Raw genomic sequence first — 25,707 nt, 5'->3', positions numbered from 1 at the left:
GAAATTGAGGGTTTCCTCCCGGTCTTCGAATGTGCTCGAACGGCTTGCAGCGGGCGGTCAGACCGGGTCGCCTAAGCTGCATACGTGAAAACAGGACGTACGTGGCTGGTGTACACGCTGATCCGCCTCGGCATCTTCGTGGTGGTGCTCGTTGTGCTGCTGCTGACGCAGATGACCCCGTGGATCGCGGCCGCTCTCGCAGCCGTCATCTCCCTCTGTGCGTCGTACATCTTCCTGCGGAAGCCGCGGGAGGAACTCGCCGCCGGGCTCTACGAGGCACGGCACGGCGAGGGCAGGGCCGCGAAGCGTGCGCCCGAGAAGGCGGGCTCCGACGAGGAGAACGAGGACGCGGTGGTGGACGGCGCGGCAGTGGACGGCGCGGCAGTGGACGGCGCGGCAGTGGACGGCACGGCAGTGGACGGCGCAGTGGTGGATCGCGCACCCGCCGACGACCAGCCCGGCAGCTCACCCCGCTAGAACGCGATCGCGGCCCCCAGGCCGAGGCCGAACAGCAGCCCGGCGAAACTCGTGAGCTTCAACGCGAGGATGAGTTCCTTCGAGGTCGTGGCCGTCAGCGTGATGATGGCCGCCGGCAGGGTCAGCAGCAGCGTGAAGAACACCAGCGGCGCGAGCGGGAACAGCAGCGAGAAGTAGAACAGCACCGCGTAGGCGATCGCCAGGAACACGACGAACACGATCCTGGCTGCCCGGTTTCCGATCAGCACCGCGAGTGTGCGCTTCTTCGCGACCCTGTCCTGGGCGATGTCCCGGATGTTGTTGACCATCAGCACAGCGCAGGCGATCGCTCCCGCCGCAATGCTCGCGTACACCGCGATCGTGTCGAAGGTTCCCGCCACGATGTAGGTCGTGCCGACCGTCGCCACCACGCCGAAGAACAGGAAGACGAACACCTCGCCGAACCCGTAGTAGCCGTAGGGCCGCTTGCCGCCGGTGTAGAAGTAGGCAGCCGCAATGGCGAGGGCTCCCGGGATGAGCAGCCAGTAGTACCCGGTGAGGATCACGATCGCGATGCCTGCGAGGGCTCCCAGGCCGAAGAACACGAGCGCGACGGCGAGCACCCGCTTCGGGTTGGCGACACCCGACCCGGTGAGGCGCGGCGGCCCCACCCGGAACTCGTCGGTGCCCCGAACGCCATCCGAGTAGTCGTTGGAGTAGTTCACCCCGATCTGCAGGAACAGCGCCACCGCAAGGCTGAGCAGCACGAGGCCCCAGTCGAGCGAGCCGACTCCGCCGACCAGCAGCGCCGCGGCCCCCGTACCGAGGGCGACCGGAGCCACCGCCAGGGGGAGCGTGCGGATGCGGGCTCCCGCGATCCACATCGCCGGGGTCGGCTTCACGAGTGCATTCGGGGCCGAGTGATGTTTCTTGCCGGCCGGGTGACCCGACGTCTTCTTCTTGGTTTGCGCCACCAGAAGATTCTAGTGACGCGAGCAGGGTCATCGGCTGGGTCGGCGACTGCGGTCATCTTCTGGCTGCGGCAGCCGTTCAGTCGAGTGGATGCGCGGCCAGCGACCTCGCAACCGAGAGCCGGTCGGGCTTGCCCGAGCTCAGGGTCGGGATGCTCGGCAGCAGCACGATCCGCGTGGGCGCAGCAGCCCGTCCGACGAGCTCGGTGACCCGGGCGCGGAGCTGGTCGAGGGCGCCGGGCCCGTAGGGCTCTGCCGTGACGACCACCGGCGTCTGCCCCCACTCCGCGCTCGGCTGCGGAACGACGATCGCGGTATGGAAACCCTCCTGGGCCTGGACGGCGCGCTCGACCCGGTCGAGGGCGACCTTGATGCCGCCGGAGATGATGACGTTGTCGATCCGGCCCGTGACCGTGACCGTCACCCCGGGGCTGCCCGCTTCAGCGCTGCCCGTCACGTCGCCGCTGTCGGCCGTGCGGTACCAGCGCACCCCGGCGTCGGTGTAGAACTTGCGTGCCGTGAGCTCGTCGTCGCCGAGATAGCCCTCGGCGAGCATCGGGCCCGAGAGCTCGAGCTCCCCTCCGGTGATCCGCACCACGGTACGGCCGATCGGATGCCCGTCGTAGACGCAGCCGCCGGCGGTCTCGCTCGAACCGTACGTGCGCATCACACTCAGCCCGAGGTCGTTCGCCCGGGAGAACAGCGCGGCGGGCACGGCCTGGCCGCCGATCAGCAGGGCATCCAGCCGACCGAGCGATTCGCGCACCCCGTTGTCGTTCTCGGCTGCATCGACGAGCCGGGCGAGCTGGGCCGGCACGATCGACGAGAACTTCAACGGCGCGGTGAGCGTGTCGACCAGGCCGGCGAACGAGCGGGCGCTGAAGTGGCCGGGCGGCATCACGACGGGGTCGGTTCCGGCGACGATCGAGCGCACGAGCACCTGGACTCCGGCGATGTAGTGCGACGGCAGAGCGAGCAGCCACTGCCCGCCTCCCCCGAGGTGAGCCTCGGTCGCTGCGGCGCTCGCCAGCAGGGCGTCGGCGCTCAGTGCCACGCGTTTCGGCACTCCCGAACTCCCCGAGGTCTCGATGACGAGCGCGACGTTCTTCGCGACCTCCGCGGGCACGGGATGCGCGTCGCCGACGGCGACGAGGCTCGCGTGGCGGGCGGCCTGGGTCGTGTTCGCTGGCGGCAGCTCCCCCACAGGCATCTCCCCGGCACGCACATCCGCCGCACGCACCTCCCCCGCACGCACCTCACGCACCTGACCGGTCGCCGCAGGCGCCGCAGTGCCCGCTTCCCGCGGCAGGATGGCCGGACCACTGCCGTCCAACGCCGCGCGGAGCGCTGCTCCGACCTCGACCGGGTCGGCTCCGCCCAACACCTCGAGTCGTCTCGTCATCCACCAACCCTAGGCTGCACCCCCGAGACGGCGCGAGCCCCGGCGGGGCGACACGCGTGAATGAGGCCAGAACGGCGTGGGCTCGCCCCCACGACCCCCGGGGCGCGACAATGGGGCATGACCGCAACGCCCCGCCCCCTGCCGACGCTGGCAGAACTCCTCGAACTGGCGAGCGTCGTCTCGCTGCCGCTGCACACGACCTTCCGGGGCGTGGACACCCGCGAGGCCCTGATCCTGCGGGGGCCCGAGGGCGCATCCGAGTTCTCGCCCTTCGTCGAGTACAGCGACGAGGAGGCCGCCGCCTGGCTCGCAGCGGCGATCGACTTCGGGTGGGTGGCAACGCCGCCGACGCTCCGCGACCGCATTCCGGTCAATGCGACGCTGCCCGCTGTCGGAGTGGAGGACATCGGCAGTGTCCTCGACCGTTACCCCGGCTGCCGCACGATCAAGATCAAGGTGGCAGAGCACGGGCAGACGCTGGGCGATGACATCGCCCGGGTGCGCGAAGCCCGGAACCGCCTGGGAGCAGACGGCCGCATCCGCCTCGACGCCAACGGCGGCTGGAACGTCGACGAGGCCGAGCACGCCATCCATGCTCTGGCCGAGTTCGATCTCGAATACGTCGAACAGCCCTGTGCGAGCGTGGACGATCTGTGGGAGATCCGACAGCGCGTGAAGTACATGGGCATCCCCGTCGCCGCCGACGAGAGCGTGCGCAAGGCCGATGACCCGCTCGACGTCGCACGCCGGGGTGCCGCCGATCTGCTGGTGATCAAGGCACAACCCCTGGGCGGCATCCGCTCGGCCCTCGACATCGTCGAGCGTGCGGGCCTGCCGGTGGTCGTCTCGTCGGCTCTCGACACCTCCATCGGCATCGCCATGGGAGCGCACCTCGCGGCCTGTATTCCCGAACTGGAATACGACTGCGGGCTGGCCACAGCAGCACTGTTGGTCGCCGACGTGACCGCCGAGCCTCTGGTTCCCGTCGACGGCTCGATCCCCGTGGTGCGGCCGGAACTAGACGAGACTCTGGTGCAGCAGAGCCTCGCATCCACCGACCGTGACCTGTGGTGGCGGCAACGTCTGGAGCGCGTCTACGGGGTGCTGCAGGGGTGGTCGGAGTCGACGGGTCGGCACGCCGCGCCCACGGAGTAGCCCGGTCGACCTACTGCGGAGCCGACCGCTCAGCTGGCTGGGCGGGGCGGCGTGGGCCGCTTCGGCGTTTTGCAGTGCCTGCGTGGTGTGGGGCGGTGAGCTGCGGGATGGGCAGCATCGGCGCCGTCGTCGCGGTCATACGAACTCCCCCAGAGTCTCGGCGACCGTCGTGAACACAGCTGGGTCGGTCGTGGCGTGCACGGCGATCCGGATCCGATCGGCGCCGTGCAGTGTGGTGGTGACGCCATGGGCGGCGAGGGCAGCATGCGCGGCGGCGGCACGGCCACCAGCACCTCCGAGCGGAACCGCGACGATACCCGCGCGGAGTTCGCGCTCACGCGGCGACGCGGGAACGATACCCACCTCGGCGAGCGCTGCAATGAGCAGGTCGACGATGTCAGCGATGCGCGCCTCGATCGAAGCGACTGTTGCCGACTCGACCAACTCCAGTGCGGTGGCGAACGAGCCGGTCGCGAACGGCGACAGATTGGAGATGCCGAAAGCGAGCGCGTCACCTCGCAGCGGATGCTCGGTGCCGTCGTAGTGCGACGGCTGCTCGACCCCTGTCCAGCCGCCGAGGACCGGGCGGATACGTTCGAGCCCCGCCTCGGAGAACGCGAGCGCACCGGCGCCCCAGCCCGCCCGCAGCCACTTCTGGCCGCCGACCACGAGCGCGTCAGCGAGCGCCCACGGCTGCTCGATCACCCCGAAACCCTGGATCCCGTCGACGACCAACAGCCGGTCCGGCCCGATCACGTCGCGGATGCCGGCGAGGTCGGCGCGGAATCCGGTGCGGAAGTCGACGGCGCTCACCGTGACCGCCGTCACCTCAGGGGCGAGCGCGCGGGCGATGACTTCCGGGGTGACAGGTTCGCCGACGGCACCGATCAGCCGGGCATCCGAGAGCCCGACCTGGTTCGCACGGAGCCACGGGTACAGATTCGACGGGAACTCGGAGCGGCCGACCAGCACGGTACCCCCGGTGATTCCGAAGGCGACCTGAAAGAGTCCCAGCGAGGTGTGCGGAACCAGCGAGACAGCATCGACGCCGAATCCGCTGAGCCGCGCAAAGGCGCCCCGGGCGCGAAGATCTTCGCCGTGCATCCGCTCGCTCGCACCCGGAGCTCCGGCGATGGCGGTTGCGAGCAACCCGGCCGTCGTCTCGGCGACGGCATGAGACGGGGGGCCGTAGCTTGCGAAGTTGAGGTAGCCCTGCTCCTCGCCGAAGCTGCCGAGGTAGGCGTCGAACGCAGAGGCGGCGCGGGCGCCGGCGGCCACGTCGCTCACGCCAGCACCCGCTCGAGGAACCGCTTCGTGCGAGCCTCCCGCGGGTTCACCAGAACCTCGTCGACCGTTCCCTGTTCGACGATCCCGCCGTCGGCCATGAAGACGACCCTGTCGGCGACCTCGCGGGCGAAACCCATCTCATGGGTCACCACCAACATCGTCATGCCATCGGCGGCAAGCCCCGCCATCACGGTGAGCACTTCGCCCACCAGTTCCGGGTCGAGCGCACTCGTCGGCTCGTCGAACAGCAGAAACAGCGGCTTCATCGCCACGGCCCGAGCGATGGCGACGCGCTGGCGCTGCCCGCCGGAGAGCTGGCTGGGGTAGCTGTCGATCTTGTCGCCGAGCCCGACCCGCTCGAGCACCGCGCGCGCCTCGGCGTCCACGGTCCTGGACGCACGTTTCTGCACGCGCACCGGCCCCTCCATGACGTTGCCGAGCACGGTGAGGTGCGGGAAGAGGTTGAAGTGCTGGAAGACCATTCCGGTGGAGGCCCTCTGCTTCGAGAGTTTCCGCTCGGTCAACTCGTACAGCTTGCCGTCGCGCTCCTCGAAGCCCATCGCCTGCCCGTCAACCCATACCTCCCCCGCATCGGGCACCTCGAGACGGTTGATGCAGCGCAGGAAGGTCGACTTGCCGGCGCCCGACGGCCCGATGATGCAGACGACCTCCCCCGCGGCGACCTGCAGCGAGACATCCTTCAGCACCTCGTTCGAGCCGTAGTGCTTGCTGACACGTACCGCGTCGAGGAGGGGTCGAAGCGGACGTTGCGGCTCGGCCTGGCCAACCGTGCCCGGGTGGATGTTCGTCATGGGTGGCTCCTCACGAGCGGTGGTGTCACGAGATCACGGGCGAGCCTGCGCCGGGCGCGACGCGTGGGCCCACCCCGTGCGCGGTCGCTGCGATCGAACGAGCGCTCGAGGTAGGACTGCCCCACACTCGCCACACTGACGATCACCATGTACCAGAAAGCCGCCGCGATCAGCGTCTCCATGACCTGCAGGTTGAAGGAGGCGATGTTGTTCGCCGCCCTGATCAGCTCGACATAGCCGATGACCGAAGCCATCGCCGTACCCTTCAGCATGTTGATGAAGTCGTTGCCTGTCGGCGGGATGATCACCCTCATCGCCTGCGGGAGGACGATCCGCCACATCCGCTGCAGGGGCGTCTCACCGATGGACTGGGCGGCCTCGATCTGGCCGCGGTCGACACTGTTCAGCCCGGCCCGCACGATTTCGGCCATATAGGCGCTCTCGTTCAGCATGAGGCCGAGGAACGCCGCCACAAAGGTGGTCATGACCGCGTTCGTGGAGAGGTCGACGAATACCACGTCGGTGAACGGGATGCCCAGCTGCAGCCGGGGGAAGATGAGCGCGAGGTTGTACCAGAGCAGGATCTGCAGAAGCACGGGCAGCCCGCGGAAGAGCCACGTGTAGGCCGCCGCGAACCACTTCGCCACCGGGTTCTCTGAGATGCGCATCAGGGCGATGATCACCCCGAGGATCACCGCCGACACCTGGGCCGCAACGGCCAGGATGATCGTGTTGACCAGTCCCTGCAGGATGATCGGCGAGATGACGTAGTACGGGATGTCACGCCAGGAGATGTCGCCCTGCGACGCTCCGTAGGCGAGCGCGCCGAGGATGACGAGGATGACCGCCGCGATCACCCACCTGCCCCAGTGGCGAAGGCGCACCTGGGGCAGGAGTTCCCGCACGGATTCCCGCGCAGAGGGGGTCGACATCACTTGCCGCCGTTGACGACCGCGCTGGTCACCTTGCCCGAGGAGATGCCCCAGGCATCGAGGATCTTGCCGTACGTACCGTCTTCGATCAGCTGGTCGAGAGCCTTGGCGATCGCGTCGCGGAGGCCGGGGTTGTCCTTGTTCACACCGATGCCGTACGGGGCGCCGTCGATGACGTCACCGGGCACGACCTCGAATGCGTTTCCGTCCTGGGTGGTCTTCGAGATATAGACGGCGCTCGGCAGGTCGTTCACGATCGCATCGATGCGGCCGGTGCGCAGCTGAGTCTGGTTCTGGCTGTCGCTGTCCGTCACCGAGATGTTCAGGGCGGCCTTGCCATCTGCGACGCACTTTGTGCTGGTGTCCTCGGCGAAGGTCTGCTGACTCGTTCCGGTGACAACGGCGATGTTCTTGCCGCAGAGCGTGTCGGGCCCGGTGATACCGGCCGGGTTGCCCTTCTGCACCATGAGCGTGATGCCGCTGGTGAGGTAGTCGACGAAGTCGATCGACTGCTGGCGCGTGGCGGTGTCGTTCATAGCAGCGATGGTGGTGTCGACGCGGCCGGACTGGAGGCTCGTGATGAGGGCGCCGAAGTCGAGGTTCGAGTACGTTGCCGTGAGGCCGAGTTTGGTGCCGATCGCAGTGATGATGTCGTGGTCGGAGCCGATGACCGTCGATCCGTCGGCCGCGAAGAAGTTGTTCGGCGCCGACTGCACGTTCGAACCCACCTTGAGCTCCTTCGTCGACGCGATTGCCTCCGGCACCATGGCGGCGAGTGTCGTGTCCTTGCTGACGGCCGAGAGCAGCGCGGAGGTGTCGGGGATGGTGCTCGAGCCACCACCGGCGGAAGCATCCGAGGCGCCCGCGGCACCGGGCTGGGGTGCGGAAGGTCCGCCGCAGGCGGAGAGCAGGATGGCCAGGGAAGCTGCGGCGAGCGTGGTCGCCAGCGCTGTTCTGCGAGTGGTTCGCATGGGGGATTCGTCCTTTTGGTCGTCTTCGGCAAAGAGGCTGAGGAGCACGCTCTGGCGCTCCGGGCCTTACATTAGTCCATTTTTTGCACGATAATAGTTATTTATTATGCCGATGATGACTTTTTACCGGAACGAAACAATCCACCCTCAGACGTCGGGCAAGATGTGCCCATGACCGTTTCCGCACATGCTGAGCCAGAGCGGCAGATCAGGACCGAGTTCGAGCCCTACCTCGCGCTCCTGCCTTTTCTCGCCTCGTTGATGGGTTCGCGCACCGAGATCGTGCTGCACGACACCAGCGACCTCTCGCGCTCGATCATCGCCGTCGAGAACGGTGAGATGAGCGGCCGGAGTGTTGGCGGGCCGGCCACCGACCTCGTTCTGAAGATCCTGCAGAACCGCGACTACCTCGAACGCGACTACCTCACCAACTACCTGGCGCAGTCGCAGACCGGAGGCTACTTCCGGTCCTCGACATTCTTCGTCCGCGATGACGCGGGCCAGGTGATCGGGATGCTCTGCCTCAACGTCGACGACGGGCCCCTCCACGAGGCGCGACAGCTGCTCGAGTCGATCACGCGCACCACAGGACTCCTGAAGTCGTCGGGCCAGGCTCCGGATGCGCCGCCCGCCGTCTCGGCGGCCGCCTCATCGTCCAGCACCGAGGTCGCCGAGCGCCTCAGCCTGAGCGTCGACGAGCTCACCCGCGACAACGTGGCCCGGACGGTCTCCCGGCTGGGCGTCGACGGATCACGAATGACGCCCGACGAGAAAGTCCAGGCCGTGCGAGAGCTCGACTCCGCCGGGATCTTCCTCATGAAGGGTGCCGTCTCGCACGCCGCCGTCGAGCTGCACGTCTCGGAGCCCACTGTCTACCGCTACCTCAAGCTGGCCCGCGGCCAGCGCTGAGCAGTCCGCTGCGGCGTGCAGCCGCAGGGGGCTGGGAGCGAGCGCAGCGCGAGAGGGCGGCCTACAGGCCGGAGTACGAGTGCAGGCCGTGGAAGAAGACGTTGACGATGCCGAAGTTGAACAGCACCGCGGCGAAGCCGATGATCGCCAGCACTGCCGAGCGGGATCCGCGCCAGCCGCGGGTTGCCCGTGCGTGGATGTAGCCGGCGTAGATGACCCAGATGATGAAGGTCCAGACCTCCTTGGTGTCCCAGCCCCAGTAGCGACCCCAGGCACGTTCGGCCCAGACGGCGCCCGCGATCAGGGTGAAGGTCCAGAACACGAAGCCGACGATGTTCACCCGGTAGGCGAGGTTCTCGAGACGGTTCGAGTCGGGCAGGGACGCCATGAACTTGAGGCGCCAGAACTTCGCGCCCTCAACGATCGACTCTCGGCGGTACTGCACAAGCTGGATGGCCGACAGGGCGAACCCGAGGGCGAAGAACGCTGTGCCGAGGCTGGCGACGAAGACGTGGATGACGAGCCACGCCGACTGGAGCGCCGGCGGCAGAGGGGAGACGCCGACGTAGTAGTTCACCGTCGAGATGCCCAGCAGGATGAGAACGAGACCGGTGATGAAGGTACCGAGGAACCGGAGGTCGACCCGGGTGATGACCACCAGGAAGACGCCGACGATCAACACGGTCCCGGTCATCGAGAACTCGTACATGTTCGCCCACGGAACCCGGGCGGCCGCGATGCCGCGAAGGATGTCGGCGGTCGCCTCGAGCAGGAACCCGATCAGCGTGAACGCCACACCGAGCCGCAGGCTGAGGGAGCGCTTCGTCGTGCCGGTACCGGAACCACCGTCGATGGATGCCGGATCGCCGCCGCGCGAGAACAGGCTCCGGCGCGGGGGAGTCGACACCCCGACAGCGGATCCGCCTCCGACCGCCGATCCGTTCACCGAAAGAGGCGCACCCGCGCCGACCTTCTCGAGCACACGTTCGTCGGCGGTCGTCACCGAGCCGTCGACACCGACCCTGTTGCCGGCGCCCACCTGGGCGGAACGACGGGCCAGATCGAGCGCGAAGGCGATGAAGGCCATCGCGTACACCGCCATGGCGGCATACAGGAAGAAGACCGAGTACTCATCGATGGTTTGGGTCACGTGGATAGCCTAAGCGTTAGATTCCGGCGGCGGTTGGCTGCCGATCAATTTGGTGTGGCGGTCTGCGATCTCGGCGACGGCAGGCACGAGCCGGGGGTCTTCGCCCCGGGCGAGGCCCGCGTATTCGAGAGTGACGGTGCCGTCGTCCCGCTCCGTCGCCTTGACCCACACGCGACGCCTCGGAATGAAGAGCGAGACGAGCAGACCGAGCAGGGCGAGCGTGGCGAACAGCAGCACATACCCCTGGGTGGGGTCGTGGTGGATGTCGAGGGAGGCGAAGCGGGAGACCTTGTCGAAGCTGACGGTTCCGAGGCCGTTCGGCAGTTCCGTGCTGTCGCCGGGCTTGAGCTCGATCGACTTCGTGCCCGTCGATCCACCGGTCAACTGCGTGAGGGTGTCGGTGTCGAGGGAGTAGACCGACGTGGGCGTTCCGCCGTTCAGGCCGAGGTCGCCCTGGTAGACGTTCAGCGTCAGCACGGGATAGTCGTCGTCGGGATACGTCGAGTAGAAGGCGCCGGTTGTCGAGACGGCCTGGGTCGGGTAGAAGAACCCGATCATGCCGAGCTGTTCGGTGAGGCCATCCGGAACCTTGACCACACCGACACTCGTGAGGCTCGCATCCTGCGGCAGGAAGGGGATCGAGTCGGTGAACACGACCTTCCCGGTTGGGTCCTTCACCGTGATCGTCGGGGCGTAGCCGTTGCCGAGGAGGTAGACGTCTGTTCCCCCGATACGCAACGGCGAGTTCACTTTGATGTCTGCCTGCTGCTCGGCGCCGCCCTGCTCCTGGGTCGTCACCTGTGCGTTGTAGTCGAGCGGTTGGCCGAACGCGCCGTCGGCCTTGGTCTCGTAGGTGGCCGAGAACTGGTCGAGCTTCATCGTGTAGGGGGTGAGAGAACTCTCAGTGAAGAATCTGCCGGGGTTGAAGGAGTCGAAGGCACTGAGCGTGTTCACGAACGTCTGGCCGTTCTCGACCAGCACCCGCTGGCCGCTGAAACCGAACCCGCCGCCGACGCCGACGGTGATCAGGATGCCCACCAGCGCGGCGTGGAAGACGAGATTGCCCGTCTCCCGCGCGTAGCCGCGCTCGGCCGACACCGACGTGACCTCGCCGCCGTTCCGGCCCGGTGCGCTGAAGACCACGGTGCGGTACCCCGACCGACGGAGCATCGCCCGCGCAGCCTCAATCGCCTCGGCACCGTTCGTGCCCGGCCCCGCCTCGCGCTGCTGGAAACCGGCCAGACGGGAGAGCCTGGCGGGTGTGCGCGGCGGCTTCGCCCGCAGGGCATCGAAGTGGTGCTTCGCCCGCGGAATGACACAGCCCACAAGCGAGATGAACAACAGCAGGTAGATGCTCGAGAACCACACCGAGGTGTACACGTCGAAGGCCTGCACCTTGTCGAGCACGGGCGCAAGGTCGGGGTTGTCGACGAAGTACTGCGTGACCCCGTTCGGGTCGGCGGCCCGCTGCGGAACGAGCGAACCGGGCACCGCCGCAAGCGCGAGCAGGAGCAGGAGGAACAGCGCGGTGCGCATGCTCGTGAGCTGCCGCCAGAACCAGCGGAGCCAGCCCACGACGCCGAGCTTCGGCTGCAGGATGTCGCCACCGGCGGTTCCGTCGGTGGCGCCGGAACCCGTGCCGTCGGTCGCTCTGCCGCCGGCGGAGCGCTCGGCCAGGGCCGGATCGGGTGAGTCGTAGTGGTCAGATGGCCGGGACAAAACCGGTGATCACCGCCTGCAGTTGGTAGGTCCAGGCAGTCCAGAGACCGCTGACCATGAGGATTCCGATGACCACGAGGCCGACTCCCCCAAGGATGTTGATGACGCGGATGTGCCGCTTGAGAAAGCTGATCGTGTGGGTGACCCAGTTGAGTCCGAGGGCTACGAGCAGGAAGGGCACACCGAGGCCGAAGCAGTAGAAGAGACCGAGGAGGGCACCGTTCCAAGCGGATCCGCCGGTGAGGCTCAGCGCCTGGATCGCGCCGAGGGTCGGGCCGATGCAGGGCGTCCAGCCGAGGCCGAAGACGATACCGAGGATGGGAGCGCCGGCCAGGCCCGTCGCCGGGCGCCAGGTGGTCTTGAAGGTGCGCTGGAAGAAGCTGAACTGCCCGATGAAGACCAGCCCCAGCAGGATCACCACCACGCCGAGCACCCGGGTGATGACCTCGCCCCACACCAGGAGCCAGACCCCGAGAGCCCCGAACAGGGTGGATGCCGCCACGAACACGAGTGAGAACCCGAGCACGAACAGGCTGATGCCGAGCAGCACCCGACGGCGGTTGCTCGCGGCGCCCGGCTCGCTCAGCCCGCCCACATAGGCGAGGTAGCCCGGCACGAGCGGCAGCACACACGGCGACGCGAACGAGACGAGACCGGCGAGCATCGCAATCGGGATGGCGACGATCAGTTGGCCGTTCAGCACGGCGTCGGCGAAGGGGTTGACCACGCCTCAGCTCGTTTCGGCGATGGTGCTCGAGATCAGCGTGTCGAGGATGCTCGGGGCCGTCGCCTGCCCGAGGATCCGTGCGGCCACCCGGCCCTGCTTGTCGATGACGAGGGTGGTGGGCACGGCATTCGGCGCCACGACCCCGCTCATCGCGAGCTGCACGGCACCGTCGGTGTCGATCACCGATGGGTAGGTCACGCCGAAGGAGGTGCCGAAGGCGACCGCCGTCGCAGCCTGGTCGCGCACGTTCACGCCGAGGAACGAAGCCCCGTTGTCGGTGTACTTCGTGTTGAGGGTCTCGAGCGCGGGCGCCTCGGCGCGGCACGGCGCGCAGCCGGCGTACCAGAAGTTCAGCACCAGCACCTGCCCGAGGTACTGCGACGAATCGACCGATGCGCCGGTCTCCGTGGTGCCCGTGAACGAGACGGGGGCAGCGCGGTCGGCGAGGGGGATCTCGGTGACGGTGCCGTCGCCGGCGATGTACTGCTTGCTGTCACCGCTTCTGTACTGGGCCGCGAGAGGGTCGCTCGAGCATCCGGCGAGCACGCCGAGGGCGATCGCCGCCGCGGCCACCGCGAGGGCGGCGCGCCTGGTGGCTCGAATGTCGGTGCCGAAGAGTGCCATGGCTCAGACCGCCCCGTCGTCGACAGCAGCTGCCAGGAGCAACCCGGCCGGGTCTTCGTAGCCGACCTCGACGAACCGGGCACCCCGACGTTCGAAGGAGGTGATGCTCGAGAGGTTGCACCGGCGCTTGCGAGGGTCGTGCCAGAGGCGCTGCCCCGTGATCTGGAGGTGTGTCGACCAGATCGGGAGCTGGTGGCTCACCATGACGACATCGCCCCCCTCCACCGAATCGTAGGCGTCGTTCATGGCGGCGATCATCCGGGTGGTGATGCTCACGTAGGGCTCCCCCCAGCTGGGCTGGAAGGGATTGCGCACCCAGTGCCAGTTCTTCGGGTTGCGGAGGGCGCGGTTCCGCACGGCGGGGCTCATTCCCTCGAACCGGTTCGTCGGTTCGATGATGCGCGGCTCGGTCTGGATGGTGATCCCGAAGGCGCGTTCGAGGGGCGCGGCCGATTCCTGGGCGCGCTGGAGCGGCGACGCGAAGAGCGCAGAGACGGGTCGACCCCGCTCGACGAGCTCGTCGGCGGCCGACTGGGCGATGCGTACTCCGAGCTCGGAGAGACCGAATCCGGGCAGGCGCCCATAGAGCACGTGCTCGGGGTTGAAGACCTCGCCGTGACGCACGAGATGAAGTTGGCTGGCTACCACAGCGACAAGTCTACGGAGCGTAGAAGTCATCAAGCTGCCCGCCACCTGAATGCGCCTCCAAATGTGTAGCTCTGCTTCATGAAAACTCAAGATGAAAGAGATTGTGCTGAACAGTTGTCGAGGGAAGTATTGAGTCCGGAAAGGTTCACTCATGGCACTCATCATCGTTCTCTCCGTCTTCGCACTGCTCGCCCTCGTCGGCATCGTCGCGGCCATCATCCAGACCGCGACCGACGGCTACGGCCACGTCGCAACCCGCTCGTACTTCCGCCGTCTCCCCTGAGGCTGCCCGGGCGGACCGCATAGGATGAGTGCCCGTGACTGAACGCGTTCTCATCAAAGACCTGCCCGCTCTCGCCGACGGAACCGTCACGGTCTCCGGCTGGGTCGAGACCGTCCGCGACCAGAAGAAGGTGCAGTTCGTCGTTCTCCGCGACGAGTCCGGCGCCGTGCAACTGGTGAACCCTCGCACGTCGGATGCTGACGGCGTCGTGGTCGCCGACGAGCCGGCCACGACGATCTCGTCTTTGACCCAGGGCTCGTTCGTCACGGCGACCGGTGAGCTGAAGCACGACGAACGGGTCAAGCTCGGTGGCCTCGAGGTGAAGCTGGCTTCGCTCACGGTCTCCGCTCTGGCCGACCCGGCCACGCCCATCGCCGCCGACAGCGGGATCGACAAGCGGATGGACTGGCGCTTCCTCGACCTGCGGGTTCCGCGGAACGCTCTCATCTTCCGCATCCAGACGACGCTGGAACACGCGTTCCGTACCTACTGGATCGACCGCGACTACGTCGAGATCCACACCCCCAAGCTGATGGCGAGCCCGTCGGAGTCGAATGCCGAGCTCTTCAAGCTCGACTACTTCGACACCACTGCCTACCTCGCGCAGAGTCCGCAATTCTTCAAGCAGATGGCCCAGTCGGCCGGGTTCGGCAAGATCTTCGACATCGGCCCGGTCTTCCGCGCAGATCCGTCGTTCACCTCGCGTCACGCCACCGAGTACACCGGTGTCGACGCGGAGATCAGCTGGATCGACAGTCACGAAGACGTCATGGCGATGCAGGAGGAACTGCTCGTCGCAGGATTCAGTGCCGTCAAAGCGAAGCACGGGGCTGAGATCTCGGAACTCTTCGGCATCGACATCGTCGTGCCGAGCATCCCGTTCCCGCGCATCCCGCTGCTCGAGGCGAAGCAGATCGTCGCCGCCCGCGGTCACGTCATCGACCGCGCAGACGACGACCTCGACCCCGAGGGCGAGCGCCAGATCGCGGCCCACGTCGAGGAGACCTTCGGGCACCAGTTCGTCTTCCTCACCGAGTACCCGACGAGCATCAGGCCGTTCTACCACATGCACAGCGACGAGGATCCGGCTCTCACGAAGAGCTACGACCTCATCTTCCGCGGCACGGAGATCACCACCGGAGCGCAGCGCGAGCACCGCGTCGACATCCTCGAGGCCCAGGCTGCCCAGAAGGGGCTCGACCCGCGGGAACTCGACTACTACCTCGACTTCTTCCGCCACGGCGTGCCGCCGCACGGCGGTTTCGGCATGGGCCTCGCCCGTGTGCTGATGCTGATGCTCGACCAGGGGAACCTCCGCGAGGTCACGTACCTCTTCCGCGGCCCGACGCGCCTCACTCCCTAGCCGCCTCACGCGCTCGGGGCGCTCGGGGCTGGTCACGCGAGGGGCGCCCAGTCGTCTTCGGCCACGACGACGGTCGACAGACAGCGCAGTCCCACGGTCGTCGACGCAAGCTTCAGCACGTCGCGGATGGCGCGGAGCTCGTCGGTCGGCTCTGGATGCTCGCCGGGAACGAGAGCCAGCGCGAATGCCGAACCCCCGCGGTACAGCACCTCGTGCAGGGTCGCCGCGACGAGCGCGTGCATGGTCATGGGTGCGGATGCGGATGCCGGAGCGGAGACCGGCACCAGCGCGCCGACGAGCGGCACCACCTGTCGCAGCCGGAGTTCGCTGTCGGCCACCACAACCACGAGCGCAGGCGCGGCGCCGCCGTTGACCGGCCCCGCGCGTTCCGCCGCGAGGAACGCCCGCACCGCGCGCACCACATGCTGGGGCGTCTCGAGCACGTCACCCGGCGGCGGGTCGTTCGCGCGGCGCCAGAGCTCGGCCACGGCGACGATCCGCCCCGCGGTGGCCACGCCGACGCCCGCCAGCGACCGCAGTTCGCTCACGGTCATGCTCATCAGTTCGGTGACACCGCCCGTCTGACGAAGGAGCGACCCGGCACTGTCGAGAACGTTCACCCCGGGCATCCCGGAACCGAGAACGAGCGCAACGAGCTCGGCGTCACTCAGACCACCCGGGCCCAACCGGGCGAGTCTTTCGCGCGGCCGGTCTTCTGGAGCGACTGTCCAGAGCGATTCACGAGGCGTTGTCATGCGGCAACGGTAGAGCTGCCCGGCCTCCGATACCGGGCCGGGCCCTGAACTGTGGAGAAACTCTCGTCGGAAGCGCCTGTGGACGAGAAGACAGCCTCCGCAGGGCAGCGGGCGGCTCAGCCCACGAAAGGAACCAGCCTCGCTCAGACCTCGAAGTCGATGGCAGCCCGCCCCGAGAAGAGCGGCTTGATCGACGACGACACCCGCACGTGGTCAGGATGCACCTGGTACCGCTCCAACGCCGCCTGGTCTTCGTAGTCCGAGATCAGGGCGACGTGGGCATTGCCCGGCGTCGCGTGCACGTCGGTCACCACGTCGAGCGCGATGATCTCGGAAACGACCCCCACCAGCGAGCGCAACTGGCTGGCGACGAACGACGCCTGTTCCGCGCGCTTCTCGGGCGAGGGATCGGCGAGGGTGAACGTGACGATGTGACGGATCATGAGGCTCCCAGGAGTGCCGAGGTGAGACGCGCCGGGTCGACGCGCCAGAAGGTGTGGACCCGGCCGTCGATCAGCACGACCGGAATGTCTTCGACGTGCTCGTCGTAGAGCGCCTGGTCGTCGAAGATCGACACTTCGTGCACGTCGACCACCACGGACGGTTCGCGCCGCGCAAGACCTTCGACCACAGTTTCGATCACGGACCGCGCATCGTCGCAGAGGTGGCACCCCGGCTTCGAGACGAGGGTGAGTTCGGTTCGGGCCACGATTTCACTCTAGCGCGGCAGATCGCGGCGCACCCCGGGCGACCGCCTGTAACCCGGACTCGCTAGCATGGCGCCATGCTTCCCGCCGACAGACGCCCCGCCATCGCGTTCTTCGACATCGACAACACCCTCGTGCGCGGTGCCACCGTGTACTTCGTCGGGTTCGGCGCCTGGCGCCTGCGCCTGCTCAACGTGCGGGATGTCGCGACCTTCGCCTGGCAACAGGCACGCTTCATCTCGGTCGGCGAGAACATGCGCCACACCGAGAGCATGAAGACCCGCACCCTGCAGATGCTGTCGGGGCACACCGAAGACGAGCTGCTGCGGCTCGGCGAAGACGTCTACGACCGCCAGATCGCCGCCCGGCTCTGGCCCGACGTCGTCGCGAAGGCGCACGAGCACCTCGAGCAGGGGGACCAAGTCTGGCTGGTCTCGGCCACCGGCGAGATCGTCGCGCAGGTCATCGCCCGCAGGCTCGGCCTCACCGGAGCGCTCGGCACGCGCTTCGAGGCGGCCGACGGGGTCTTCACGGGCCGGCTCGACGGCGAGATGCTGCACGGCGGCGCCAAGGCGGAGGCCGCACGGAGCCTCGCCGCAGAGAACGGGGTCGATCTCGAGGACTGCTGGGCCTACTCCGACTCCGCGAACGACCTGCCTCTGCTCGGGATGGTCGGGCATCCGGTGGCCGTCAACCCTGACGACCGCCTCCGCGTCGAGGCATCCACCCGGGGCTGGCCGGTGATTGACCTGACCAGGAAGCGCAGGCAGCGTACGCGGAGCCCGCAACGCCGCAACCCCGCACCGGGCACGCACCGACACAAAAAGCGCCAGACCGGATCATCCTGAGAGGAGACGGTTCTGACGCTGATTGGCTGAAGTAGGAGCTACTTCTTGTTGCGTCGCTGGTGGCGCGTCTTACGAAGCAGCTTGCGGTGCTTCTTCTTCGCCATGCGCTTACGACGCTTCTTAATTACGGAGCCCACATGTACCTCACAAGATTGGGGAGTGGCCACACCGGCGAGAACATGCTGCCGCGCGCAACCGAGAAGGAAAAATTGCCTCGCAGCAGTCTAGCGCACTACCGCGCCTGCTGATTCTCCGCGGCCGGGGGCAGGGAGGAAGCGGGCCGCGCGAGCACCTCGGCGACGGCCGTCTCCGGCACCCGGAAGGAGCGCCCGAACCGGATGGCCGGCAGCTCACCCGAGTGCACCAGCCGGTAGACGGTCATCTTCGAGACACGCATCATGTCGGCCACTTCGGCGACGGTGAGAAAACGCACGTCAGCCAGATCGTTCGGCATTGCGTACGCCTTTCACAGAGCCGTGCGGGAGAGAAGAAGGTGGATGTTGCCTGAGTGAACTCTAGGGGCTGGTGTGAACCGCTGTAAAGCGCTGGTACACGGGAGGAGGGCCGGGCCCCGCACCTTGCGATGCAGAACCCGGCCCCGATCATCTGCGACTGCTACTCGTCGCTGCTGTCCGCCCGGCCGACGCGGCGCTGGTGGCGCACAACGAGGGCTGCGATGCCGGCGAGCAACAGGATGCCCGCCAGTCCGATCGGCACGATGGTGCTGAGACCGGTGCTGGCGAGGCCACCACTGGGGTCTCCGCCGCCGTCACCCGGAACCGGGGTCGCGGTGGGCGTTCCCGGGCCACCGGTCGGCAGCGGAACAGCCGTCGAGGTGGGCGTCGCCGTGGGAGTCGGCGTCGGTGTGGGCGCTGCCTCCGTGCTCACTCCGACGAAGGTCGAGACTCCCGAGTCACCGTAGGCGACAAGCCCGAGGTACTTCGAGGAGTAGTCGAGACCCGTCCACGATGCGGTGTAGGTGACCGGCGTGCCCTGCACTCCTTCGACGGTCGCCGGCGCGGTGAAGGCCCCGTCTCCGCTGTCCGGTGTGACGTAGAACGCGTTGAGGTCCATCGCTGCATCGGCCTGGCCTGTCGGCAGGGCGAACACATCGGCGCGCACGGCATACTTTCCCGCCTCAGGGGCCGGAATGTCGACACGTTCGTCGGCCGCCCCTGTCGCCGAGCTGTAGGTCGCGATGACCGTACCGTCGGCGTCGAGCTGGTCGACGGTCAGGTCGAGGTCAGCACCTTCTTCTGCCGTCGTGATCGACTTCAGGTCGAAGCGTGCCTCGGTGAGACCTGCCGGAATGGTGACCGCGAACGTCGCCGTGCCCTTCAGCGGCGTGACCGCCGAGTGACCGTCGAGCGGGATGGCCGGGTCCTGGTTGTCGGCGACCAGCAGGTCGGCCTTCGCCAGTCCTTCGACCACGAGCGGGATGGCGCCGTCGGAGCCGGGCGTCACCGAGACATCCACCGAACCGGTGGTGCCGGTTCCGTCGACCTCGTAGGGCGCGGCGATCGGAACGGGCTGCAGCGCGATGGGGCTGCGAACCGTCTGGTCACCGTTCGCCCAGGTGAGGTACCCGGTCGTGAACTCGTTCAGTGGGGCATCCGTGCGGGTGAACGACACCGTGTAAGTCTTCGACTCGCCAGCAGCCGAGAAGGAGAGCGTCGACGGGGTCACGACAGTGTCGATGCCGGGAACCGTGACGGGCAGAGCGGTGAAGGTACCCGCCTCTGTCGACGTGACCGTGCGGGTCACCGTCTGGGTTCCGGTCAGCGAACCGATCGCGATCGACGCCAGGTTCAGGTCGCTCGCATCGATCGGCTTCGGGGTGCGTCCGACGTCGTAGCCGATGCCCTCGAGGTAGGAGTACCAGTCGTCGACGCCGTTCAGGTAGAGCAGACCCGGGTTGAAGTACTTCGTCGGGGTCACCTCACCGGCACCCTGGCCGAAGACGTCTTCGACGGGCTTTCCGTCAGACGAGACAGTGTCGGTCGCGGTGGTCATCATCGCACTCTTGATCTCCGACACCGAGGCCTTCGGATGCACACCGAGGTAGAGCGCGGCCAGACCGGCGATGTGCGGGGCGGCCATGGAGGTTCCGGAGAGGAACTCCCACGTCGGCGACGCACCTTCGGCGTTCGCAGCGGCGGCGAGGATCGCCACACCCGGGGCCGTGATGTCCGGCTTCAGGATGTCGCTGCCGTCCGCGACAACGGGTCCGTGGCTGGAGAATCCGGCCAGAACGGGAACGGCGGGCGAGGCGCCTGCCGTGTTGCCCTTGGTGAACGTGACGGTCGCGCCGGCCTTCGCTGCGTAGGCGTAGGTCGCATCCCACGCCGGAGCGTCGAGGTGCACGGTGGGCACGGAGTGCTCGTCGAGGTCGATCGAGGAGCCGGTCTTGTTCACCAGCAGCATGCCGATACCACCGGCGCGCTTCACCTCGGCCGACTTGGCCGTGCGGTCGTAGACCCCCCGCTGGCAGAAGACGATCTTGCCGTCGACCTTTGTGGGGTCGAGCGATTTCGGCGCGCAGAGCAGTGCGTCGGCGACACTGGCGGTGTCGGCCTTCACGAGGTCGGCACGAACGAGGTCGCCCTCGACGGGAGCCTCGTCACCCGGCTGCACGGTGATCGATCCGCCGGCGTACTTGCTGCCGTCGCCGAGGGTGGCGGTGGCTTCGTAGCTCGGGATCGTGGATGCCGCCACCGTGGTGTACCACGGCGAGGCGTTGTCCAGGGTGGAGGCCCCGGGGCCGGAGTTGCCCGCGGAGGCTGCGACGAAGATACCGGCCGAGGCCGCTCCGAGGAACGCCTGGTCGGTCAGCGACACGGTCGTCTGTGCGGAGCTGCCGCCGATAGAGAAGTTCAGCACGTCGACGCCGTCGAGCACTGCCTGGTCGATCGCGGCGAGCATGTCGGCCGTCGAGCATCCGTCGTCTGCCGTTCCGACGGGGTCGGGGCCCGACCAGCAGACCTTGTAGACCGCGATCTTCGCCGCCGGGGCGACACCGCTGATGTTACCGAAGCTGTTGCCGGCGATGGTCGCATCGGTGGCGTTGTTGCCACCCGCGGTGCTGGCGGTGTGCGAACCATGGCCGTCGCCGTCACGCGGGGAGACGTACTCGCCGGTGGCTGCGGTGCCGATGTTGGCCTTTCCGAAACCGTCGAGGTAGTAGCGCGCCCCGACGATCTTGGTCGTGCAGTCGCTCGCGTCGAACTGCTCACCGGTGACACAGGCGCCGTAGAAGGTGCTGCCGTCTGCCTTGTTGAAACGGATGTCCGTGTCGTTGTGCGCCGGGTCGACCTCGTCGGTCAGGTACGGCGCGTCGCCCGGCGTGGTGCCGAGCTGGTCGCCTGAGAAGGAGGGGTTCTCGGGGGCGATGCCGGTATCGAGGTCGCCGATGACGATCCCCTTGCCCGCATCCGCCACGCCGCCGTGCTGCGCCCAGACGCCCGTGTCGCCGTCGAGGCCGAGGTAGGTGGTGGAGGGTTCAGCGGCGGTGATGTGCTGGATCTCGTCATGGGTGACCTGGGCGACATCCTTGCTCGAGGTCAGGGCCGAGGCCTGCTCGGGCGTGAGGTTCGCCGAGAACGCGTTGAGGGAGAGCGTGTACGAATAGTCGATGCTGACTCCCGCAGACGCTGCGACATCCTTCTGGCGGCCGGCGAGGAAGTCGGTGTAGCTGGAGACCGGCGCCGAGCGGGCGTTCATCTGGTCACCGGCCGACGGCTTGGTGGCTGCGAAGCCGTCGATGCCTCCGCTGTAGGTGGCCGCCGAGGGGTTCGTCAGAGTGACGATGTAGCGCCCTGCCGTGAAGTCGGTCGAGGGCTTCGTCGCACCACCCGGGAGGGGAACGAGGCCGACAGCCCTGTCGGTCTGCGCTGAGACGGCTGCAGATGTCGCTGCGGGCGTGAAGGCCGCAGCACTTCCTGCTGCACCGGCGACGGCGAGCACGAGCGCAGCCGCTGCGGCGACGACACCGCCCCGCCTGGAGAATGAACGGGGATGGGGCGCAGGAATACGTCGCCGGGAACTACTCACGTAGGAACCTCTATCTGTAGACGAACAGTGTCTGGGCGCGGGACAGGCCCGCACTCGTTCGTCCACCCTAAGCAAATTCCCGGCATATACAAGGGAAAGCTATGTTTCCGTTGTGTTAAGGATGTGAGCTGGCACAGAATCTTTGCGCTCACAGTGCTTTCTCAGCGCGTATGTCGCGCGGACGAAAGATTCCCGCGACTAATCGCTACTTCTTGTAATGTTCGGAAATCTCCGAGTGACTTCTTCGAAGATCGAGCGGGCACGACCGGTCGCCGTGGCGACAGACTGGCCGACCCGCTCCCCCACGATCGACGCCTGCGACTTGCCCTGCTCGGCCAAATCGGCGAGGTTCCCCTCGACGCCCGACCCGTCCTCCTGCTCGACCTCGTCGAAGTCGGCACTCAGGAACGGGATCAGCCAGTCCTCGACCTCTTCGAGTGGCGACGCTTCGAGCGCGTAGTATCGATGCTGCCCGACCTCGCGAACGCTCACGAGCCCGGCATCCCGCAGCACCTTCAGGTGCTTGGAGACCGTCGGCTGGCTCAGTTCCAACTGGGCGACCAGCTCGGAGACGCCGATCGCGCCGAACGGTTCGGCGCCCTCGCCGTCGCCCTCGTCATCGCGGTCGGCTGCGACGTATCTCTTCAACAGCAGCGAGAGCACGTGGCGGCGCGTGGGGTCAGCTATCACAGAGAAGATGTCGGCCATGGCTACAGGGTAGTGCGCCGCGCCGCGTTGTGTCCGCCGTACGCGGGTGCCAAGCTGGGGGGCATGGACCAGGGCGCACCCGTCAGAGCGCCCCGCTACGGTGTGCGGTCGGGTTCGAGGCGGGTCAGGGACGCCATCGAGGACTTCTCGGGCAGGTCACCCTCACGCTTCGCGGTGCTCGTCTTCCTGCTCCTGATCGTGCTGTTCACGTTCCTCTTCTCGTTGCCGATCTCGAGCGCGACCGGCACGTCGACGAATCTGGCGGACTCACTCTTCACCGCCGTCACCGTGATCTGCGTCACCGGTCTCTCCACCGTCGACATGGCCACCCACTGGTCGTTCTTCGGCGAGGTGGTCATCTACATCGGTGTGCAGATCGGCGCCGTCGGAGTGCTGACTCTGGCGTCGATCCTCGGCCTCGTCGTCTCGCGGCGCCTCGGCCTCCGTTCGCGCATCCTCGCGGCAGGCGAGGCCGATCCCTCACGTACCCACTCGGGCGTGGCCGGTGCCAGCCAGGCCGTGCGGCTCGGCGAGGTGGGCGGGCTGCTCGCCACCGTGGCCGTGAGCGCGCTGGTGATCGAGGGCGGCCTGGCGCTCCTCCTCTTCCCCCGGCTGCTCATCGCCGGCGTACCCGTCGGCACCGCCGCACTCGAGAGCCTCTACTACTCGGCGATGGCCTTCACCAACACGGGCTTCACCCCGAACTCCGAGGGGCTCACACCGTTCGCGTCGGACTACTACTTCCTCACGGTCCTCATGATCGGCGTCTTCCTCGGCAGCATCGGCTTTCCCGTGATCTACGCCTTCTCGCGGGCGCTCCGCACGCCTGGCCGCAACCAGTGGTCGCTGCACGTCAAGCTGACGCTCGTCACCTCGGTCATCCTGCTGGGCGCCGGCGCCGTTCTGTACTTCGCTCTCGAGTTCGCGAATCCGGCGACCTTCGGGCCGATGAACGGGTTCGACAAGGGCTTCCAGTCGCTGTTCCTGTCGACGATGACCCGGTCGGGCGGTTTCTCGACGATCCCCATCGACCAGCTCAACGGATCGAGCATGCTCGTGACCGACATGCTGATGTTCATCGGCGGAGGTTCGGCATCCACAGCCGGCGGCATCAAGGTGACCACGCTCGCGATCCTCTTCCTCGCCGCCGTCGCCGAGGCGCGCGGCAACAACCAGGTGCAGGCGTTCCGCCGCCGCATCCCCGTCGACATCCTCCGCCTCGCGGTGAGCGTGGTGCTCTGGGGCGCGAGCACCATCGCCGTCTCGGCCATCATCATCCTGCAGATCTCGAAGGCCCCCCTCGACAACGTGCTCTTCGACGTGATCTCGGCCTTCGGAACGTCCGGCCTCTCGACAGGGCTCACCGCACAGCTTCCGGATGCCGGGGTCTACGTCTTGGCGGCCACGATGTTCATGGGACGCATTGGTACAGTGACGTTCGCCGCCGCACTGGCGCTCAGGCAGCGGCGACAGCTCTACCAGAACCCCGAGGAGAGGCCGATCGTTGGCTAGAGACAGATCCAGTGGCGCTCCGGTGCTGGTCATCGGGCTCGGCAGGTTCGGTGCTGCCGCCGCCGACAAGCTCGAACAGCTCGGGCGCGAGGTGCTCGTGATCGACACCGACGCGATGCTCGTGCAGAAGTGGGCGACGCGCGTGACCCATGTCGTGCAGGCCGATGCGACGGATCTGGATGCCCTGCGGCAGATCGGCGGGCAGGACTTCGACGTGGCGGTCATGGCGGTCGGATCATCCGTCGAGGGCAGCGTGCTCATCACCGCGAACCTGGTTGACCTCGGCATCTCGCAGATCTGGGCGAAGGCGATGTCGAAGTCGCACGGCACGATCCTGGAGCGGATCGGTGCGAATCACGTGATCTACCCCGAGGCGGAGTCGGGCGACCGGATCGCCCATCTCGTGTCGGGCCAGGTGCTCGACTTCATCGAGTTCGACGACGAACTCTCGCTTGCGAAGCTCCGCCCACCGGAGGTGGCTCGCGGCGGGCCGCTGCAGGAGCTCGGGCTCCGTCGCCGGTTCGGCATCACGGTGGTGGGCGTCAAGTCTCACGGCGCACCGTTCGTCTACGCGGGTGCGAGCACCCAGGTGGGGGCCGAGGACTTCATCGTCGTCTCCGGCACCGCGTCCGACATCGACGCGTTCGCTCGGCTGCCGCGCTGACCTGCGGAGCCTGTCGGCTCTAAACTTGGCCCTCAGGGCTCGATCGAACGAGGGAACATCACGTGAGCACAGGCGGCGGCAACAGGGCGATCTTCGCAGCCCTCGGGGCGAACATCGGCATCGCGGTCATCAAGTTCATCGCCTTCGTCTTCTCGGGGTCGTCGTCGATGCTCGCCGAGAGCGTGCACTCCCTCGCCGACTCGGGAAACCAGCTGCTCCTGCTACTCGGCGGCCGGAAGGCCAAGAAGGCGGCTGACAGCGAACACCCGTTCGGCTACGGCCGGGAACGCTATGTCTACGCCTTCGTCGTGTCGATCATCCTGTTCTCCGTCGGCGGGGTCTTCTCGCTCTACGAGGGGATCGAGAAGATCGGGCATCCGCACCCGATCGAGACACCGTGGCTGCCGATCGCCGTGCTGCTGGCCGCGATGGTGCTCGAGGGCTTCTCGCTCCGCACCGCGATGAAGGAGAGCAACCACACCCGCGGAAAGCAGAGCTGGGTGCAGTTCGTCCGCCGCGCAAAGGCTCCCGAACTGCCGGTCGTGCTGCTCGAGGACTTCGCTGCGCTGGTGGGCCTCGCGCTCGCCTTCGTCGGTGTTCTGCTCGCCATCATCACCGGCAACGGGGTCTTCGACGGCATCGGCACGGTCGGCATCGGGGTGCTGCTGATCCTCGTGGCACTCGTGCTCGGCATGGAGACCAAGAGCCTGCTGGTGGGCGAAGGCGCCGGCGAGGTCGACACCCGCGCCATCCTCGAAGCCATCGAGTCGGGCGACGACGTGGAGCGCGTCATCCACATGAAGACCCTCTACCTCGGGCCGGAGGAACTCCTGGTGGCGACCAAGGTCGCCATGCCGGCCAGCGCGCGGCTCGAGGATGTCGCGAGCGCGATCAACTCGGTGGAAGCGCGCATCCGGGCCGCTGTGCCGATCGCGCGGGTGATCTACATCGAACCCGACGTGTACATCGCACCCGTCGACCCGGCGACGCCCACGGAGGCGATCGTCATCCGGGCCTCGGACTGAGTCCTCGGGTCGACTGAGTCCCGGGGTCG

Annotated in this window: 27 protein-coding genes; 9 read left to right on the top strand and 18 right to left on the bottom strand. The window is 67.4% G+C overall.

Annotated features, from left to right (window positions below):
- Window positions 1-84 precede the first annotated feature (84 nt).
- Window positions 85-477, top strand: a complete 393-nt coding sequence (locus B7R21_RS01760) for a DUF4229 domain-containing protein (RefSeq protein ID WP_116281520.1) — start codon at window positions 85-87, stop codon at window positions 475-477.
- On the opposite strand, the gene B7R21_RS01755 is transcribed toward B7R21_RS01760, so the two are convergent.
- Window positions 474-1,430 carry a 1,4-dihydroxy-2-naphthoate polyprenyltransferase gene (locus tag B7R21_RS01755; RefSeq protein WP_367379379.1) on the bottom strand — a complete coding sequence of 319 codons (957 nt, stop codon included), beginning with the start codon at window positions 1,428-1,430 and terminating at the stop codon, window positions 474-476. The genes B7R21_RS01760 and B7R21_RS01755 overlap by 4 nt on opposite strands.
- A 76-nt stretch (window positions 1,431-1,506) precedes the next feature.
- Window positions 1,507-2,829 carry an AMP-binding protein gene (locus B7R21_RS01750; RefSeq protein WP_253259580.1) on the bottom strand — a complete coding sequence of 441 codons (1,323 nt, stop codon included), beginning with the start codon at window positions 2,827-2,829 and terminating at the stop codon, window positions 1,507-1,509.
- A gap of 117 nt (window positions 2,830-2,946) precedes the next feature.
- Here B7R21_RS01750 and B7R21_RS01745 point away from each other — a divergent pair, with 117 nt between their 5' ends.
- Complete coding sequence (locus B7R21_RS01745; RefSeq protein WP_116281519.1) at window positions 2,947-3,984, top strand: o-succinylbenzoate synthase; 1,038 nt, start codon at window positions 2,947-2,949, stop codon at window positions 3,982-3,984.
- A gap of 135 nt (window positions 3,985-4,119) precedes the next feature.
- On the opposite strand, the gene B7R21_RS01740 is transcribed toward B7R21_RS01745, so the two are convergent.
- From B7R21_RS01740 to B7R21_RS01725, 4 genes are read right to left on the bottom strand one after another with little or no spacing between them, the layout of a single operon-like run.
- On the bottom strand, window positions 4,120-5,271 hold the full coding sequence (locus B7R21_RS01740; RefSeq protein ID WP_116281518.1) for an aminotransferase class V-fold PLP-dependent enzyme: 1,152 nt from the start codon (window positions 5,269-5,271) through the stop codon (window positions 4,120-4,122).
- Window positions 5,268-6,083 carry an amino acid ABC transporter ATP-binding protein gene (locus B7R21_RS01735; protein ID WP_116281517.1) on the bottom strand — a complete coding sequence of 272 codons (816 nt, stop codon included), beginning with the start codon at window positions 6,081-6,083 and terminating at the stop codon, window positions 5,268-5,270. Before B7R21_RS01735 ends, B7R21_RS01740 begins: the two co-directional genes overlap by 4 nt.
- Window positions 6,080-7,015, bottom strand: a complete 936-nt coding sequence (locus B7R21_RS01730; protein ID WP_116281516.1) for an amino acid ABC transporter permease — start codon at window positions 7,013-7,015, stop codon at window positions 6,080-6,082. The genes B7R21_RS01735 and B7R21_RS01730 overlap by 4 nt, the downstream gene beginning before the upstream one ends.
- Window positions 7,015-7,986 carry an ABC transporter substrate-binding protein gene (locus tag B7R21_RS01725; RefSeq protein ID WP_116281515.1) on the bottom strand — a complete coding sequence of 324 codons (972 nt, stop codon included), beginning with the start codon at window positions 7,984-7,986 and terminating at the stop codon, window positions 7,015-7,017. Before B7R21_RS01725 ends, B7R21_RS01730 begins: the two co-directional genes overlap by 1 nt.
- 171 nt (window positions 7,987-8,157) lie before the next feature.
- On the opposite strand from B7R21_RS01725, the gene B7R21_RS01720 reads away from it, so the two are divergent.
- Window positions 8,158-8,895, top strand: coding sequence for a helix-turn-helix transcriptional regulator (locus B7R21_RS01720; protein WP_116281514.1), 738 nt, complete (start codon window positions 8,158-8,160; stop codon window positions 8,893-8,895).
- A gap of 61 nt (window positions 8,896-8,956) precedes the next feature.
- Here the strand turns inward: B7R21_RS01720 and ccsB are convergent, their stop codons facing one another.
- The 5 genes from ccsB to B7R21_RS01695 are packed head-to-tail and all read right to left on the bottom strand — an operon-like array spanning window position 8,957 to window position 13,763.
- Entirely contained in the window at window positions 8,957-10,045 is a 1,089-nt protein-coding gene (gene ccsB, locus B7R21_RS01715; protein WP_253259579.1) for a c-type cytochrome biogenesis protein CcsB, read from the bottom strand.
- Between the two features lie 9 nt (window positions 10,046-10,054).
- Window positions 10,055-11,764, bottom strand: a complete 1,710-nt coding sequence (gene resB, locus B7R21_RS01710) for a cytochrome c biogenesis protein ResB (protein WP_437184170.1) — start codon at window positions 11,762-11,764, stop codon at window positions 10,055-10,057.
- On the bottom strand, window positions 11,748-12,491 hold the full coding sequence (locus B7R21_RS01705) for a cytochrome c biogenesis CcdA family protein (RefSeq protein ID WP_437184169.1): 744 nt from the start codon (window positions 12,489-12,491) through the stop codon (window positions 11,748-11,750). Before B7R21_RS01705 ends, resB begins: the two co-directional genes overlap by 17 nt.
- A 3-nt stretch (window positions 12,492-12,494) precedes the next feature.
- A complete protein-coding gene (locus tag B7R21_RS01700) occupies window positions 12,495-13,115 on the bottom strand; it encodes a TlpA family protein disulfide reductase (RefSeq protein ID WP_116281513.1) in 621 nt (206 codons plus the stop codon).
- A 3-nt stretch (window positions 13,116-13,118) separates the two neighbouring features.
- Window positions 13,119-13,763, bottom strand: coding sequence for a histidine phosphatase family protein (locus B7R21_RS01695; protein WP_116281512.1), 645 nt, complete (start codon window positions 13,761-13,763; stop codon window positions 13,119-13,121).
- A 151-nt stretch (window positions 13,764-13,914) separates the two neighbouring features.
- Here B7R21_RS01695 and B7R21_RS20835 point away from each other — a divergent pair, with 151 nt between their 5' ends.
- Both B7R21_RS20835 and aspS read left to right on the top strand, forming a co-directional pair.
- Window positions 13,915-14,046: a hypothetical protein gene (locus tag B7R21_RS20835; protein WP_301182541.1), complete on the top strand. Its 132-nt coding sequence runs from the start codon at window positions 13,915-13,917 to the stop codon at window positions 14,044-14,046.
- 34 nt (window positions 14,047-14,080) lie between these two features.
- Window positions 14,081-15,409, top strand: a complete 1,329-nt coding sequence (gene aspS / locus B7R21_RS01690) for an aspartate--tRNA(Asn) ligase (RefSeq protein ID WP_116281511.1) — start codon at window positions 14,081-14,083, stop codon at window positions 15,407-15,409.
- Window positions 15,410-15,441: 32 nt separating this feature from the next.
- On the opposite strand, the gene B7R21_RS01685 is transcribed toward aspS, so the two are convergent.
- The 3 genes from B7R21_RS01685 to B7R21_RS01675 all read right to left on the bottom strand — a co-directional run bounded on the left by B7R21_RS01685 (window position 15,442) and on the right by B7R21_RS01675 (window position 16,873).
- Window positions 15,442-16,164 (bottom strand): UPF0758 domain-containing protein, encoded by a 723-nt coding sequence (locus B7R21_RS01685; RefSeq protein ID WP_147305770.1) that lies wholly within the window; start codon window positions 16,162-16,164, stop codon window positions 15,442-15,444.
- A 143-nt stretch (window positions 16,165-16,307) separates the two neighbouring features.
- Window positions 16,308-16,607, bottom strand: coding sequence for a Dabb family protein (locus B7R21_RS01680; RefSeq protein ID WP_116281509.1), 300 nt, complete (start codon window positions 16,605-16,607; stop codon window positions 16,308-16,310).
- On the bottom strand, window positions 16,604-16,873 hold the full coding sequence (locus tag B7R21_RS01675) for a glutaredoxin family protein (protein WP_116281508.1): 270 nt from the start codon (window positions 16,871-16,873) through the stop codon (window positions 16,604-16,606). Before B7R21_RS01675 ends, B7R21_RS01680 begins: the two co-directional genes overlap by 4 nt.
- A gap of 75 nt (window positions 16,874-16,948) precedes the next feature.
- On the opposite strand from B7R21_RS01675, the gene B7R21_RS01670 reads away from it, so the two are divergent.
- The gene (locus B7R21_RS01670) at window positions 16,949-17,719 is read left to right on the top strand and encodes an HAD family hydrolase (protein WP_116281507.1); all 771 of its coding nucleotides are present in this window, start codon (window positions 16,949-16,951) and stop codon (window positions 17,717-17,719) included.
- Between the two features lie 38 nt (window positions 17,720-17,757).
- Here the strand turns inward: B7R21_RS01670 and B7R21_RS01665 are convergent, their stop codons facing one another.
- The 4 genes from B7R21_RS01665 to B7R21_RS01650 form a co-directional block, all read right to left on the bottom strand.
- Window positions 17,758-17,856 carry a 30S ribosomal protein bS22 gene (locus B7R21_RS01665; protein WP_003792170.1) on the bottom strand — a complete coding sequence of 33 codons (99 nt, stop codon included), beginning with the start codon at window positions 17,854-17,856 and terminating at the stop codon, window positions 17,758-17,760.
- Window positions 17,857-17,951: 95 nt separating this feature from the next.
- Window positions 17,952-18,173 (bottom strand): helix-turn-helix domain-containing protein, encoded by a 222-nt coding sequence (locus B7R21_RS01660; RefSeq protein ID WP_116281506.1) that lies wholly within the window; start codon window positions 18,171-18,173, stop codon window positions 17,952-17,954.
- Between the two features lie 161 nt (window positions 18,174-18,334).
- The gene (locus B7R21_RS01655) at window positions 18,335-21,769 is read right to left on the bottom strand and encodes a S8 family serine peptidase (protein WP_172592003.1); all 3,435 of its coding nucleotides are present in this window, start codon (window positions 21,767-21,769) and stop codon (window positions 18,335-18,337) included.
- 198 nt (window positions 21,770-21,967) lie between these two features.
- The gene (locus B7R21_RS01650) at window positions 21,968-22,477 is read right to left on the bottom strand and encodes an ArsR/SmtB family transcription factor (protein ID WP_116281504.1); all 510 of its coding nucleotides are present in this window, start codon (window positions 22,475-22,477) and stop codon (window positions 21,968-21,970) included.
- A 63-nt stretch (window positions 22,478-22,540) separates the two neighbouring features.
- Between B7R21_RS01650 and B7R21_RS01645 the strand changes: the two genes are divergently transcribed.
- From B7R21_RS01645 to B7R21_RS01635, 3 genes are all read left to right on the top strand, one after another.
- Complete coding sequence (locus tag B7R21_RS01645) at window positions 22,541-23,989, top strand: TrkH family potassium uptake protein (protein ID WP_116281503.1); 1,449 nt, start codon at window positions 22,541-22,543, stop codon at window positions 23,987-23,989.
- Complete coding sequence (locus B7R21_RS01640; protein WP_116281502.1) at window positions 23,982-24,653, top strand: potassium channel family protein; 672 nt, start codon at window positions 23,982-23,984, stop codon at window positions 24,651-24,653. Before B7R21_RS01645 ends, B7R21_RS01640 begins: the two co-directional genes overlap by 8 nt.
- A gap of 62 nt (window positions 24,654-24,715) precedes the next feature.
- Window positions 24,716-25,678, top strand: coding sequence for a cation diffusion facilitator family transporter (locus tag B7R21_RS01635; RefSeq protein WP_116281501.1), 963 nt, complete (start codon window positions 24,716-24,718; stop codon window positions 25,676-25,678).
- The last annotated feature ends 29 nt before the right edge of the window (window positions 25,679-25,707 follow it).

Source organism: Subtercola boreus (assembly GCF_003399625.1).
Classification (GTDB): Bacteria; Actinomycetota; Actinomycetes; order Actinomycetales; family Microbacteriaceae; genus Subtercola; species Subtercola boreus_C.
This window is presented reverse-complemented; position numbering and strand designations above follow the sequence as displayed.

Excerpts from the sequence above, each read along its gene's own strand:
- B7R21_RS01750 (WP_253259580.1), bottom strand. The coding sequence starts at position 2,829 with ATGACGAGACGACTCGAGGTGTTGGGCGGAGCCGACCCGGTCGAGGTC.
- B7R21_RS01745 (WP_116281519.1), top strand. The coding sequence starts at position 2,947 with ATGACCGCAACGCCCCGCCCCCTGCCGACGCTGGCAGAACTCCTCGAA.
- B7R21_RS01735 (WP_116281517.1), bottom strand. The coding sequence starts at position 6,083 with ATGACGAACATCCACCCGGGCACGGTTGGCCAGGCCGAGCCGCAACGT.
- B7R21_RS01730 (WP_116281516.1), bottom strand. The coding sequence starts at position 7,015 with ATGTCGACCCCCTCTGCGCGGGAATCCGTGCGGGAACTCCTGCCCCAG.
- B7R21_RS01725 (WP_116281515.1), bottom strand. The coding sequence starts at position 7,986 with ATGCGAACCACTCGCAGAACAGCGCTGGCGACCACGCTCGCCGCAGCT.
- B7R21_RS01720 (WP_116281514.1), top strand. The coding sequence starts at position 8,158 with ATGACCGTTTCCGCACATGCTGAGCCAGAGCGGCAGATCAGGACCGAG.
- B7R21_RS01700 (WP_116281513.1), bottom strand. The coding sequence starts at position 13,115 with ATGGCACTCTTCGGCACCGACATTCGAGCCACCAGGCGCGCCGCCCTC.
- B7R21_RS20835 (WP_301182541.1), top strand. The coding sequence starts at position 13,915 with ATGGCACTCATCATCGTTCTCTCCGTCTTCGCACTGCTCGCCCTCGTC.
- B7R21_RS01685 (WP_147305770.1), bottom strand. The coding sequence starts at position 16,164 with ATGACAACGCCTCGTGAATCGCTCTGGACAGTCGCTCCAGAAGACCGG.
- B7R21_RS01680 (WP_116281509.1), bottom strand. The coding sequence starts at position 16,607 with ATGATCCGTCACATCGTCACGTTCACCCTCGCCGATCCCTCGCCCGAG.
- B7R21_RS01670 (WP_116281507.1), top strand. The coding sequence starts at position 16,949 with ATGCTTCCCGCCGACAGACGCCCCGCCATCGCGTTCTTCGACATCGAC.
- B7R21_RS01660 (WP_116281506.1), bottom strand. The coding sequence starts at position 18,173 with ATGCCGAACGATCTGGCTGACGTGCGTTTTCTCACCGTCGCCGAAGTG.
- B7R21_RS01650 (WP_116281504.1), bottom strand. The coding sequence starts at position 22,477 with ATGGCCGACATCTTCTCTGTGATAGCTGACCCCACGCGCCGCCACGTG.
- B7R21_RS01645 (WP_116281503.1), top strand. The coding sequence starts at position 22,541 with ATGGACCAGGGCGCACCCGTCAGAGCGCCCCGCTACGGTGTGCGGTCG.